13 protein-coding genes are annotated in these 13,709 nt (G+C 30.6%); 2 read left to right on the top strand and 11 right to left on the bottom strand.

Annotation, left to right across the window (positions count from 1 at the left end; genetic code table 11):
* Positions 1 to 131 precede the first annotated feature (131 nt).
* The 4 genes from BQ7358_RS00910 to glpK all read right to left on the bottom strand — a co-directional run bounded on the left by BQ7358_RS00910 (position 132) and on the right by glpK (position 3,500).
* Entirely contained in the window at positions 132 to 710 is a 579-nt protein-coding gene (locus tag BQ7358_RS00910; protein ID WP_062172733.1) for a flavin reductase family protein, read from the bottom strand.
* A 21-nt stretch (positions 711 to 731) separates the two neighbouring features.
* The gene (gene yaaA / locus BQ7358_RS00905; protein WP_062172731.1) at positions 732 to 1,460 is read right to left on the bottom strand and encodes a peroxide stress protein YaaA; all 729 of its coding nucleotides are present in this window, start codon (positions 1,458 to 1,460) and stop codon (positions 732 to 734) included.
* Between the two features lie 6 nt (positions 1,461 to 1,466).
* On the bottom strand, positions 1,467 to 1,877 hold the full coding sequence (locus BQ7358_RS00900; RefSeq protein ID WP_062172729.1) for a hypothetical protein: 411 nt from the start codon (positions 1,875 to 1,877) through the stop codon (positions 1,467 to 1,469).
* Between the two features lie 126 nt (positions 1,878 to 2,003).
* The gene (gene glpK / locus BQ7358_RS00895) at positions 2,004 to 3,500 is read right to left on the bottom strand and encodes a glycerol kinase GlpK (RefSeq protein WP_062172727.1); all 1,497 of its coding nucleotides are present in this window, start codon (positions 3,498 to 3,500) and stop codon (positions 2,004 to 2,006) included.
* Between the two features lie 353 nt (positions 3,501 to 3,853).
* Here glpK and BQ7358_RS00890 point away from each other — a divergent pair, with 353 nt between their 5' ends.
* Positions 3,854 to 4,630 (top strand): DUF6612 family protein, encoded by a 777-nt coding sequence (locus BQ7358_RS00890; RefSeq protein ID WP_062172725.1) that lies wholly within the window; start codon positions 3,854 to 3,856, stop codon positions 4,628 to 4,630.
* A 187-nt stretch (positions 4,631 to 4,817) separates the two neighbouring features.
* Positions 4,818 to 6,194: an ISL3 family transposase gene (locus BQ7358_RS00885; RefSeq protein ID WP_072520105.1), complete on the top strand. Its 1,377-nt coding sequence runs from the start codon at positions 4,818 to 4,820 to the stop codon at positions 6,192 to 6,194.
* Positions 6,195 to 6,247: 53 nt separating this feature from the next.
* Here BQ7358_RS00885 and BQ7358_RS00880 read toward each other — a convergent pair whose 3' ends face one another.
* The 7 genes from BQ7358_RS00880 to BQ7358_RS00850 form a co-directional block, all read right to left on the bottom strand.
* Entirely contained in the window at positions 6,248 to 8,482 is a 2,235-nt protein-coding gene (locus BQ7358_RS00880; RefSeq protein ID WP_062172721.1) for an HAD-IC family P-type ATPase, read from the bottom strand.
* A gap of 203 nt (positions 8,483 to 8,685) precedes the next feature.
* On the bottom strand, positions 8,686 to 9,777 hold the full coding sequence (locus BQ7358_RS00875; RefSeq protein ID WP_197415954.1) for an NAD(P)/FAD-dependent oxidoreductase: 1,092 nt from the start codon (positions 9,775 to 9,777) through the stop codon (positions 8,686 to 8,688).
* Positions 9,778 to 10,005: 228 nt separating this feature from the next.
* The gene (locus BQ7358_RS00870; protein WP_062172719.1) at positions 10,006 to 10,194 is read right to left on the bottom strand and encodes a DUF951 domain-containing protein; all 189 of its coding nucleotides are present in this window, start codon (positions 10,192 to 10,194) and stop codon (positions 10,006 to 10,008) included.
* 3 nt (positions 10,195 to 10,197) lie between these two features.
* A complete protein-coding gene (locus BQ7358_RS00865) occupies positions 10,198 to 11,070 on the bottom strand; it encodes a mechanosensitive ion channel family protein (RefSeq protein ID WP_062172717.1) in 873 nt (290 codons plus the stop codon).
* A 2-nt stretch (positions 11,071 to 11,072) separates the two neighbouring features.
* Positions 11,073 to 11,930, bottom strand: coding sequence for a ParB/RepB/Spo0J family partition protein (locus BQ7358_RS00860; RefSeq protein WP_062172716.1), 858 nt, complete (start codon positions 11,928 to 11,930; stop codon positions 11,073 to 11,075).
* A complete protein-coding gene (locus tag BQ7358_RS00855; protein ID WP_174222381.1) occupies positions 11,923 to 12,684 on the bottom strand; it encodes a ParA family protein in 762 nt (253 codons plus the stop codon). Before BQ7358_RS00855 ends, BQ7358_RS00860 begins: the two co-directional genes overlap by 8 nt.
* A complete protein-coding gene (locus BQ7358_RS00850; RefSeq protein ID WP_072520104.1) occupies positions 12,681 to 13,544 on the bottom strand; it encodes a ParB/RepB/Spo0J family partition protein in 864 nt (287 codons plus the stop codon). The genes BQ7358_RS00855 and BQ7358_RS00850 overlap by 4 nt, the downstream gene beginning before the upstream one ends.
* Positions 13,545 to 13,709 lie beyond the last annotated feature (165 nt).

Here is a 13,709-nt window from a genome sequence, read left to right as displayed (position 1 = left end):
CACCTATAAGCATATTAAAATTCCAAAAAACTCTTCTTTTTTATAAGAGACGATTTGATTATTCAAGGCTTCTTAGTGTCTTTTATTTTATTATTAGTATTTATCAAATACTTTAACAACTAAATTCAATATTATCCGCAGATACTTTCATCTGAAAAACAACCCATGTTTTCACCTGAAATCTTACTTTCTTCGTTAAAGTAGCGATATATACGTTGATTGTCATCACCCAAGTAATAAATCGGATTAAATTCGGTTCCAATTAACTTTGATTCAGCATCAATCAAATTTTCACATACTAAACGTCGCTTGATTGTACCTATGAAATTAGTGTATCCGTTATGGTCAATTATACTATGCACCGTACATTCTATTGACAACATACACTCGTCAAGTAAAGGTGCATCAACATATTTTCCTATATCATATGTTATATCTGCCATTCCTATTTTATTTTGACCGGAGTAAAAACCGCAAATTTCAACCTTATTCAAAATACTTTGACGTGGCACATTAACAGTAAATTCTTTATATTGTTTAATATTCTTTACAGCATTACTCGCACTCGATAATGCCATTGTTATCGTATCACCCAGCGTATATGACGAACTGGATGTCGTTACATTATAATTCCACTTACTATCCTTATACCCGACCAATATTACCGGAAAACCATAATATAATTTTTTAGTTTCTATCTCTACTTTCATTTTACTAACCTCTCTTACGTATTACCTTGCGATAAATACTAACTTCTTATCCTCTGATAAACTCCCATCATAACTGTAATTATCGAAAGTTATTCTCTTTAACTGCTCTATATTTTCTACCTTTTCTTTTATCAATTTCGTTAAAAATTTTCCTCGTGCTTTTTTAGAAATTGTTGAATGAATTTTAAGTTCTCCATCTTTTTCTTCCATGAAGATAACTTTTATAAAATTATCTCGAATACTTTTTGAAAATACCTCCTCAAATTCATTAGATAGTAGCGAGATAACCAAACTTTCATCTTTTACATGACTGTCAAAATTATCCCTCCACAAAAACTTTAACGTCTTATTTTCAACCATAACTTTTTGTAAAAAATCTAAACGATGCACCGGAATAAAATCATACAGATTAATTATTCCGCATAGTGCCGTAGTTATCAACACATTTTCCTTAATATATTCAACATCACTATTATCAAAACTGTCTCTTGCGATATTTCTATACATAAGCCCATTAAATAATTCCAGTGCAGTATAGAAAGAACTTCTTCTCTTTTTTAAATCTTGCCAATATTTGTGTTCAATTTTTGCTTTTTCGCTCTTCACCTTATATATTTTCGCTAATTCTTCTGAACTCTTATTAGCAAATTCATCTATTATTTTTATAGTATTTCGATTTAATTTATCTAAAAAGTCATAATGTTTTATATTAAGATTCATTTCTTTTGCTGTGGGTATTAATATTTTCACCGATTACTACTCCATTTCCGGTAAAACCAAAAAACTATTTTCTATAAGACTTTCTATTTCCATTAAAACAAAATTTTTCTCCGTTATTTCGAGTTGCGGATCAATAATCAATGTATTAAAATATCCTACAACAAAATCACGGTTTGCTACTTCCAACTTAAACATATACTCGCTAATTTCATCAACTAAAAATGCAATTTCTTTTAATTTTTTATCCTCGTAGGTATTGGCATAATGAACTTTCTCCAAAAGTCTGCGTATTTCCATTTCCGGATATTGTTCTTTAAACCTTTTTTGAATATGTTTTGCCAGTTCAATATCTTTAAATTTTAAAACATTAACTTTCTTTTTCTCCAGCGCTCCACCTTGTTCTAATTTTTCCAATAAATGGGCTAATCGTTTATTTAAGCTACTCATTATTACTTCTCCTTAACATTTTTCATTATATTTTTCTCATCTACTACTTATTGTATAAAAAAAAGTATAAAAGTTCTAGCTATAAGGTAAAATGTTTACATTTTATCTTATAATTTTGACACAATCTTATTCTTCGGAAAATACCTGTGTAGCCTTTACAGCTTGACACCAGCCTTTATAAAGTTTTTCACGCCTTTTATCTGTCATATTAGGAATAAAAAGTTTCCCTGCTGAATTCAAATTTTTGATTTCTTCAATATTTTTCCAATATCCCACCGAAAGCCCTGCTAAAAATGCTGCTCCCAGTGCTGTTGTTTCCAAATTTTCCGCCCTGGCTATTTTCACACCGAGTATATCAGCTTGAAATTGTAACAAATAATCATTAAGAGCCGCTCCCCCGTCTACTTTCAAGAGAGGAATTTCTATATGAGCATCTATTTTCATAGTATCAACTATATCCCTTACTTGGTAGGCTATTGATTGTAAAGTAGCTTTTACAATATCTTCTTTAGTTGATCCCCGGGTTAAGCCGAACATTGCTCCGCGTGCATTAGAATTCCAATAAGGTGCTCCCAATCCGGTGAAAGCCGGCACTAAATAAATTTCATCATCACTGGTCGATTGCAGTGCTAATTTTTCACTATCCGCAGATTTTTTTATCATTTTTAGACTGTCACGAAGCCATTGAATTGCACTACCTGCTATAAAAATAGAACCTTCTAGTGCATAATTTATCTTACCGTCTATTCCATAAGCTATGGTAGTCAATAAATTATTATTTGACAACTCCATGCGTTCTCCCGTATTCATAATAATAAATGATCCTGTCCCATAGGTATTCTTTATCATTCCTTTATCAAAAGCAAGTTGCCCAAATAATGCAGCTTGTTGATCGCCTGCCATACCGCTGATAACCACTTCACCGCCGTAAAAATGATAATCCGTTGTTACACCGTAAATTTCCGAGTTTGATTTTACTTCCGGCAACATAATCTTAGGGATATTTAAAAGTTTCAATATTTCATCATCCCATTTTAATTCTTTTATATTATATAGCATTGTTCTGGCAGCGTTTGTATAATCTGTTACATGAGTTCTTCCACCTGTTAATTTCCATACTAACCAAGTATCAATCGTGCCAAAAAGTAATTCTCCATTTTCGGCACGTTGCTGTGCGTTTTCTACATTATCAAGAAGCCATCTTACTTTTGTTGCAGAAAAATAGGCATCAACGACAAGTCCAGTTTTTTCATGAATTATTTTTTCAAAACCGCATTCTTTTAAATCCTCTGCTATTTTTGCAGTTTGTCGTGATTGCCAAACTATTGCATTATAGATTGGCTCTCCGGTCTTTTTATCCCAAATAACAGTCGTTTCTCTCTGGTTTGTTATTCCAATACTCTTTATTTGTACCGGTTTTATCCCACTTTCAATAAAAACTTCTGCTATTACGGATTGAACGGAATTCCAGATAACATTCGCATCATGTTCCACCCATCCGGCTTTTGGAAAAATTTGCGGAAATTCTTTTTGACTGCTTGCCACAATCTCCGCTTTTTTATTAAAAATTATTGCCCTTGAACTAGTAGTCCCTTGATCTATTGCCATTATATACTGTTCCATATTGTTTACCTCTGCACATTATCTATATTATGATTATAGCATATCTATAATAAAATGATAACTCTACGGCTAACCATTAATAAGTAATTCAATTAAAATTTTTATCTTTTAGATCAACACCTTATAGTTATTACTCCACTTTTAGATAAGATAATAAGGATTATAAAAAACACATGAAAAACCCTAATCACTATATTATTAAATAACGACAAAACCTTAATTTCAAGCATTTGCAAACATTCTCAAAAATATTTCATATTCTCTCTTTTAAGTTGATTTATTTTTTAATATATATTATCATTATTGTAGTACATATATTCATATGTATATAAATTAAAATATTGGAGGATATTATGAAAAAATCTATTAAACGTATTTTATTCTTATTCACTACTATGCTACTAACCGTAGTTCTTGCTGCGTGCAGTTCAGGCGGAGGTGGCACTAAAACTATTTCTTCACAAGAAGCTGTGGATAAATATGTTGAGGCGGCTAAAAATATTAAAAGTGCAAAATTCACTTCTGATATCAATGTGAAAATGACTAACAATAACACAACACGAGAAGTTATCATGAAGATGAACGGATCAGTAGCAACTGAACCTCTAAGTTTATTGGTAGATTCAGAATCAAAAATAGCGACTCAAAGCCAAAAAATGTCGATATACCTTAAAGATAATGTACTATATGCAAAACAAGGCAGCCAAACTAATTGGTCTAAACTTCCAATCAGTGGGACATTCCAAAAACAAATTGAATCGTTAAAAAATGTCGGTAATACTGAAGATGCATTAAATTATTACAAAAATAATGCTAATGATTTTAAAGTAGAAGCACAAGGTGACAATTATGTATTATCTTATTCAGGTAATGATGAAAAATTCAAAGAGTTATTAAAAACTTCTGTTAAAACTACAGGGCAAAATATTAGCAATTTAGATAGTGTTGATATAAAAAATGCTTCTTTCAAAATTACTGTTAAAAAATCAGATTTCCAACCCGTTACATCTGAACTTTCAGTAGAAATTTCTCAAAAAGATAAACCTGAAAATAATTACAAAATGGATATAAAATATACCTTCTCTGACATTAACTCAACAACAGTTCCTACGCCTGAAGGTATAAAATAATAAATGATATTATCTTTCAACAATGGGACTCTCCTTTTAGGAAAGCCCCATTGTTTCTTTTTTTGGTTGTATAATAAATACGGGGCATGGGAAAAATCCATACCTCGTATTGTTTTTTAATATACAAAAAGACAAATATCCAATATAATTAAAGTGCAAAAAAATAAACTATGAAAGGATATCTGTCATGAATAATTTTAACACAAAAACAAAAGAAATAAAAGAGGGAGAATTCATTAAAAACCTACTACAAATAAAAGATAAAAATATAACTATTGAGAAAACACATAACGAAACTATAAAAAATAATCAAAAGTACTTTGTATTCAAAGGTACCTTAACATATAAACCCAAGAAGTGTGAATGCTGTGGTTGTCTTAATAAAGGTTATACTGTAGTTAAAAACGGCTTTAATGAACTTACTAGAATTAATCTATTAAAAATATCAGGTATCCCTGCTTATTTGGAACTAAGAAAGCAACGTTTCAAGTGTAAAACTTGTAATAAAAAATTTGTAGCTACTACTTCTTTTGTAGATAAATACTGTAGTATTTCTAAAAATGTTAAGTTTTCTATAATGAGTGATTTAGCTGATACTTTATCTTTTAAACAAATAGCCAAAATGAATAATGTATCGGTTAATACTGTTATAAGAACTCTTTATAAATGTAAATCCCATGTAGACATTCTTAACTATAATACCTTACCTGAGTATTTATGCTTTGATGAGTTAAAGTTTACTAAAGATAGTAAAAATGGTATGAGTTTTATTTTTTTAGATGCTTTAACTCATGAGATTATTGATATAGTTGATGGTAGAACTGAGTATATTTTAAATAATTATTTTTCCAGATTTTCTAAAGAGGCTAGAAGTAATGTTAAGGCTATTTGTATTGATATTTATACTCCTTATATGAAGTTGATTAGAAATAAGTTTCCTAATGCTGAAATTGTTATAGATAGGTTTCATATTATTCAAAATGTTAATAGAGAACTTAATAGAACTAGAGTTAAGCTAATGAATATTTACAAAAAACAAAAAGGTATTAATTATACTCTTTTAAAAAATAATTGGAAGTTAATATTAGAAGATGAAAGTAATGTTACTCATGGTAGGTTTTTCTTTAATAGGAGTTTTAGGAGTTTAGTTACTAGACGTGATATTTTAGATTATTTATTAGGATTAGATTGTATATTTAAGGCTAGCTATGAGAGAGTTCAGGATATTAGATATGCGATAAGGTATAGAAATGAGTTGGAGTTTAAAGAATTAATTGAAAAATCTACTATCGGTTTATCTGATGGTGTTAGTAAGGCTATTAATACTATGAGAAAACATAAAGAGTATATGCTTAATAGTGTTAGGTATTCTATCTCTAATGGTTCTTTGGAGGGTATTAATAATAAGATAAAGGTTTTAAAGAGAGTTTCTTATGGTTATAATAGCTTTTATAACTTTAGATTACGCATTTTAGTTGTTTCTAGGTTATTTGTTTCTGAGTATAAAAATAATATTTCTTTTAAGGGCGTTTTGAAAAATGCCAAGCAACACTGCATTGCTTAGCATTTTATCCTTATTTTTTCTCATGCCCCGTATTTGACACAGAGCCCTTTTTTTTAGTTTATCTTTTTTCTTCTTGTCATAAAGTGGATAAATGCTATTATCCCTCCTGCTATTATTAAATAAATAATATCTTTTGTAAGAAGTGGCGTAAAATAATTTTTCAATATAAAAATATTAACAAACACACCAACTAGGGCAGTTAAACTAAGAAGTGTCAATAAACCAATTTTATACTTATTAAATGGTGTGCTTACCTTTGCTACCATACAAAGCCCATTAATCAGCGCTAGGATAAAACAGATAAATTTCACCTGACTTGAATCAGTTAAAATAAAATTTGTAAGTAGAACGGTTAAAACCAATGTTCCCCCACCAATTACCGCACTGGTTAAAACATCTTTCATAAAATTGTTACTAACTTTTTCCTTATTTGCTTCAAATGTTAAAAAGAATGAAGGCACCCCTATAGTAATAGCGGAAATAATCGTAAATTGTATAGGGATAAAAGTAAATTCTAAAGCAAAAACAACACTCAGCACTGAAAATACGATTGAAAAGAATGTTTTAGTTAAAAATAGTGATGCTACTTTTTGGATATTATTAATAACACGTCTTCCCTCCATTAATATGTCATAAAAAACACCAAAATCATCCGTTAAAAATACTATATTTGAAACACTTTTCGCCGCACTTGTCGCACCGTTCATCGCAAAGCTGATATCTGATTTTTTAAGTGCCAAAACATCATTAACACCGTCACCACTCATAGCAACAGTTTTTTTATTTCTCTGGAGAACTTCAACCATTTTTTTCTTCTGTTCAGGTGTTACTCTGCCAAAAATATCATTAGCTAATACCACACCTTCAAAATCTTCTTCGGTTACTGTTGTCATATCAATAGCTTTTGCCTCTCGTTTAAAACCTGCTTTTAGTGCTACTCCTAAAACAGCTTTGTAATTATCACCACTTATGATTTTTACTTCAACGCCTTGACTTTCAAAATACTTAAATGTTTCTTTAGTATTTTCTTTTATTTCATCGGAAAGCACCACATGCCCGACTAACTTCATATTAATCGGAACTTTCGTTTTATCAGCAGTATAACCTAGTGATAAAATTCTAAATCCTTGTTTTTTAAACTTTTCATAGTAAGGTGTCATTTTATCTTCAAAACCTAAAAATTCATATGCCCCAAAAAAATATGTACCTCCGGTTTTTAGCTGGATGTAAGAGTATTTATTTTTACTGGAAAATGCTCCTATACTTTCTACTTCCCACTCTTTTTTACAGTTCAAATATTTTTTTAAAGCCCTTGATGTTGCATTCTCATCATCAAAATAAGCTAAATAGCTTGATAGTTTCTCCTTTACTTCTTTATCAATTTCTACCACATTCATATTACCGGTAGTTATTGTCCCTGTTTTATCAAAACAAAGGACATCAACACGTGCTAAAGTTTCAACGCAATATAATTCTTGAACAAGGACTTTTTTCTTGGCAAGTTTCATAGCAGCAACGGCAAGCGATACACTAACCAATAATATTAATCCCTCCGGCACCATTCCGACTAAAGCACCGGCACTTTTTAAAACTATATCAACATAAGAACGCCCTAAATAATAACCACGAGTATATAAAAGTATAGCTGTCGGTATTAAAAGTACAGAAATAACCTTTAATATCGCATCCATATAATCACGCAATTTTGACGGATATTTTTTAAATTCTTTTGTTCTTTTAGCGAGTTTATTAATATAGCTATCTTCACCTACTGCCGTTACTTTTACCAAACAACTCCCACTAACAACATTACTTCCGCTCATTAACTCATCATTAATTGTTTTATAAATGTTATCACTTTCTCCGGTTAAAAGTGATTCATCTACTTCTATACTGCCGGTTATTATTTTTCCATCGCATGGAACTTGATCACCTAAATTCAGGTGAAGATATTCCCCTAAAACTATTTCTTCAACAGTGATTTCAATAACCTTATTATCTCTATTTACTCTGTACTTACTTCTACCTAACAAACTCAACTCTTCTAAAGCATTTTTCGACTTCACTTCTTGGTAAATTCCTATTGCTGTATTAATCGCAATAACTCCGACAAAAAGCAAATTTTCAAACCTCAGCGTTGTAGCTACAAAAATAGCAAGCACTAAGATCATTCCATTAAAGAAAGTAAAAATATTAGAAAAAATAATTTCTTTAGTTGTTTTATAAGGCTTTATGTTACTAATATTTTTTTTTGAGTTTTGTACTTGTTCACCGGTTAAATACTTCATACTTCCTCCATATATATTATTATTGGAAACTATACCATACTTTTTATTCTAAGTAATATCATTATAATTCCTGTAACTTATATTTACGTTAAATAATAGTTTTTCTCTTAAAAAAATAATTAGCACGGATTTTCTACCCATACTAATTATTATATACTCAAGGCTACTTCGGTATTTTCTTTTTAAATCGATGTTTTAATTATCTATCTTTGAATATATTTTTCTACGGGATAATCGCTAAGCTCCAGTGTTAACTTGCCATTTAAAATAAGTTGTGCAACATTATAACCTATTATAGGTCCTGTTGTTAAACCTGAAGAGCCTAAACCGCTAATTGCATAAACATTTTTTAGTGCCGGTACTTCCCCGAAAAATGGAGAAAAATCTGAAGTATATGCTCTTATCCCTACACGTTCATTAATAATTTCAGCTTCTTTTAAATCATTTAAAAATTGCTCCGCTTCTTTTCCAAAACTATCAAGTTGAATTTTATCAACGTTAAGATCAAAACCTTTATCATTTTCGTGTGTTGCTCCTACACTAACTATACCGTCTTCAAACGGAATAATATCCAGCTCCCCTTCAGGCATAATTACCGGATACTCTCCCGTGTTTAAATCTTTTATTTTATAATCTCTAAGTTGCCCTTTTTGAGGTCTTATATCAACATTAAAACCTAAAGGTACCAAAATATCATTAAGCCATGCACCCACTGCAAGAACAACAATATCAAATTCACTGTCGTCAATTATATACTTATCTTCTTCTATTTTTAAACTTACCTTTTTGTTAATAATCTCTGCCTTTGAAGCATTAAGTAATATTTTTACGAATCGTTCTCCCTCTACCCTTGCTCCGCCACCTGCATATAATACATCACCATTATTATCAAAGCTAGGTATTCTTTCTTTTACTTTTTCTTTAGAAATTATTTCTAATTCCCCTATCATTGGAGAAAGTTTTTTTCTACTTTCTGCCAATTGTTTTAACTCCGGAAGTTTTTCTTCAGATTTTTTTAATAAATAAACCCCGCACTGTGAGTAAAAATTAGTTTCAAAATTATTTTTTTGCAAATCTTTCACTAATTCAGGGTAAAAATCCGCACCAAGTCTTGCCATAGTATACCATGGTTTATTACGACGCTTTGAAAACCATGGGCTTATTATACCGGCTGATGCTTTTGTCGCCTGCCCCTTTCCATAATCAAATACGGTCAATTCTATATCGTTATTTTTTGATAAATAATAGGCACAAGTCGCACCTACTATCCCACCACCTACTATTGCTACTTTCATAATATACCTCCTTTTACAACAAAAAATACCATCACTGTTTTCGTTACTATTCAAAATCTAATTATTAATCTATGGGTATCAAAAATATAAACTGATGTCCAAATATTACTTTGAGAAAAAATTTTATAGCAAATCAATAACCTGCTGCATCCGGTTATTAATAAATTTAACTAAAATTTTAACTTTTGAGATAGTACACTACCTTTCAAAAATTAATCCTCTACACCCTTACTCTTTATATTTTTCAACTACTTTTTTTATTTTTTTGTTAAATTCTCTACGTGGCATCATTATATTGTTATCACATTTAAGACATTTAATTTTTATGTCCGCCCCCATTCGCGTTATCTTCCAACGATTAGTACCACATGGATGTTTTTTTTTCATCTCAACAATATCATTTAAATCATATTCCATCTCTTACTCCTCCACTTTTCCTCTTGTTGTCAATGCTATTCCAAATTCATTATAAAAATCCCGTCTTAGCATAGTTTCTACTTCTTGCTTCTTCCCAATTTTAGCTTTTCCCGCTATCGAAATTGTAACAATATTATCCGCTATTTTCTCTATACAATCAATATGTAATTTATCATTTTTGTATATTAATTTATGATAACTGCCATTACTGTTCACCTTATTTAAAAGTTTTTCTACTCTATTCTCTGTTTCTTCCATCGTACTCGTTATTTGAATTGAAAACTGAAGTACAACCAAATTATATGTCAATGAATAATTAATAACCTGATTAATAGTGCCGTTCGGTATAAAGTATATTTCTCCATTATTTGAGCGGATTTTGGTTGAACGTAATCCTAATGCCATTACATATCCCCCTGCAATAAATGCACCTTGATTGTAAATTTTTACGTTATCTCCTACATCAAATTGACCTTCAAGTATAATAAAAAAACCCGATATAATATCCTTTACCAAACTTTGTGCCCCGAAACCTATTGCAACACTTGCAATCCCCGCACTTGCCACAATACTTGTCGTATTTATACCAAGTGTCGACAACATTTGAAAAAATGCTATAAAGTAAATTATATAGCGTGCACAACTTTTTACCAGTTTATGTAATGTTTCAGAACGTTTTTCATTAATTTTTATATTAAAACGTTTATTAGCATTTTCCTTTGTCGTCATTATATAATCAATTACTTTATTACAAAGTTTTACGCCAATAGATGCCAACACAATTATTAACATTATGACAATTATCTTTTCAAATATAACAAAAACAAAATCGGTATTACTAAATGTCTGTTGTACTTTATCTATTAACTTAGCCATTATTATTCATCCTTAAAAAGTGCGATAATACGTTCAAATTCATCATTATCTTTAAATTCTATCTCAATTTTCCCTTTTTTATTGCGATTTTGCTTAATTGTAACAACGGTACCCAAACGACGTTTTAAAATATTTTCCTGCTCTTCTATGAAGATATCTTTCGACTTAGTTGAAATTTTTTTAGGATTCGAAAGACGTACTATATACTCCTCTAGTTCTCTTACCGACATCTTGCGTGCAATAACACGTTCGCATATTTCTAACATCCGTTCTTTATTTTTTATTGAAAGAAGTGTTCTAGCATGAGCCGTACTTATAACACCGTTTTCCAGATAATCTTTAATCTTCTGCGGTAATTTCAATAAACGTAAACTATTTGCGATATACGGTCTACTTTTCCCAAGCTGTTTAGCCAGCTCTTCTTGAGTTAGCTTCATTTTATCCATTAAATTACGGTAGCTGTTGGATTCTTCCAATGCGGACAAATCTTCACGTTGTAAATTTTCTAAAACGCTAAAAATCATCATCTCATCATCAGTCATCTCTTTTACTATCGCAGGAATAGTTTCTTTTTCTAATTGTTCAAATGCACGAAAGCGACGTTCTCCGGCAATAATATAATAGCCTTTTACCGCTTTTTTTACAATAATTGGCTGCAATAATCCGTTTTTAGTAATCGATTCTTTTAACTCATCAAGTTTATCCTGATTAAATATTGTACGTGGTTGATACGGATTTTTTTTTATATCTTCTAATTTTAACTCAATGACAGCTGAATTATCTGCTGATATTTCCACTTTTTCTGCTGCAAAGATAGCATCTAAACCTCGTCCTAATCCTTTACCTTGTTTTTTAACCACGTTCAATCACCTCTTTTGCCAATGCGATATATTGTTTTGCACCGTTTGAGTTTTTTGCATATTCAATAATCGGTTCTCCGAAGCTCGGTGCTTCACTTAAACGTACTGTACGTGAAATAACCGTTTCAAATACTTTTCCTTTAAAGTGTTCTCTTACCTGTTCCCCTACTTGATTAGAAATATTTGTTCTACTATCCGTCATTGTAAGTAAGACACCAAAGATATCCAAGTGTGAGTTTAGATGTTTTCGCACAATATTAAAGGTATTCATAAGTTGACTTAACCCTTCCAAAGCATAATATTCCGTTTGAACAGGAATAATCACTCCATCAGCAGCCGTTAGTGAATTTAAGGTAATAAGACCTAATGATGGCGGACAATCTATTATTATATAATCATATTGATCTTTTATATCAGCAATAGCATTTTTCATACGTTGTTCACGACTAATTGCAGATACCAATTCGACTTCTGCACCTGCTAATGCAATACTTGACGGCACAATATCTAAATTTTCATAATCTGTTTTTAATATTACCTCATTAATATCCACCTCATCAACGAGAATATTATAAATAGACGACTTTACATCATTTTTATCAATTCCAATACCGCTTGTTGCGTTGGCTTGCGGGTCTGTATCAATAAGCAATACTTTTTTCTTTAAATATGCTAAAGATGCCGCTGTATTAATTGATGAAGTCGTTTTCCCAACTCCACCTTTTTGATTACAAATTGCTATTATTTTCATTATTTACCTCTTTTCTTATAACGTGGAACTGTTACGGTAATAACCACATTTTCCATAGTTTCGTCTTCTTCTTTGTTTAAATTAATATTGTATTTTTCCTCAAGTTTAGCTATTTCTCTCGATAGCTTAGCTATTATTTTCTGTGCATCATAACCGACACGGGAATTATCAACTGCCTTATTATCATTCTTAATTTTTAGGTAAGTTTCAATTTTTTCTTCTGTTTGTGATACATTTAGATTTTGACTTAGTATTTGCGTTAAAATTTGTTCCTGTGCTTTAGCATCTAACTTAACCATTGCTCTACCATGTCGTTCAGTTATTTTTTTTGAATTAATAGCTTTAATAACTTTATCACTAAGTTTTAACAACCTTATTTTATTTGCTACAGTAGCCTGAGTTTTTCCAAGAGATTTAGCAAGTTCTTCTTGGGTTAGCCTATTTATATTAAGCAATTTCTGATAAGCGTATGCTTCTTCAATAGGTGTAAGTTCCTCACGTTGAATATTTTCAATAAGTGCCAACGTTGCCATTTGATCATCTGTTAGTTCTTTAACAATTGCTTTAGTTGTAGCTAAGTTTAAATATTTAATTGCCCTTAAACGTCTTTCACCTGCGATAAGTTCGTAAAAACCATTTCCCATATCTCTAACGGTAATCGACTGTAGTAAACCGTTTTGTTTTATTGATTCTGCAAGTTCCTTAATTTTTTCTTCCGTAAACTCTCTTCTCGGTTGATATTTATTCGGCACTATATTTTCTACTCTAATCTCTCTTAATACATCATCATCAGAAATTCCAACCTTTTCAGCCCTATGAGTTAAATCATATAACTTACTGAATGGTTTTACACTCTCCGTCATATTATACCTCCTAAAAAATCTTTTACACTATAACGATAACATATTTAAGAATTTTTGTCAAAATTATTTCCCAAAAATAATTCATCAAAATCTAGTAAACTAACCTATAAAAGAAAATATTTCCTAACTTCGAGTATATCGTTAAGACAACAAAAAAAGGTGTAA

Source organism: Gemella massiliensis, from assembly GCF_900120125.1.
GTDB lineage: Bacteria > Bacillota > Bacilli > Staphylococcales > Gemellaceae > Gemella > Gemella massiliensis.
This window is presented reverse-complemented; position numbering and strand designations above follow the sequence as displayed.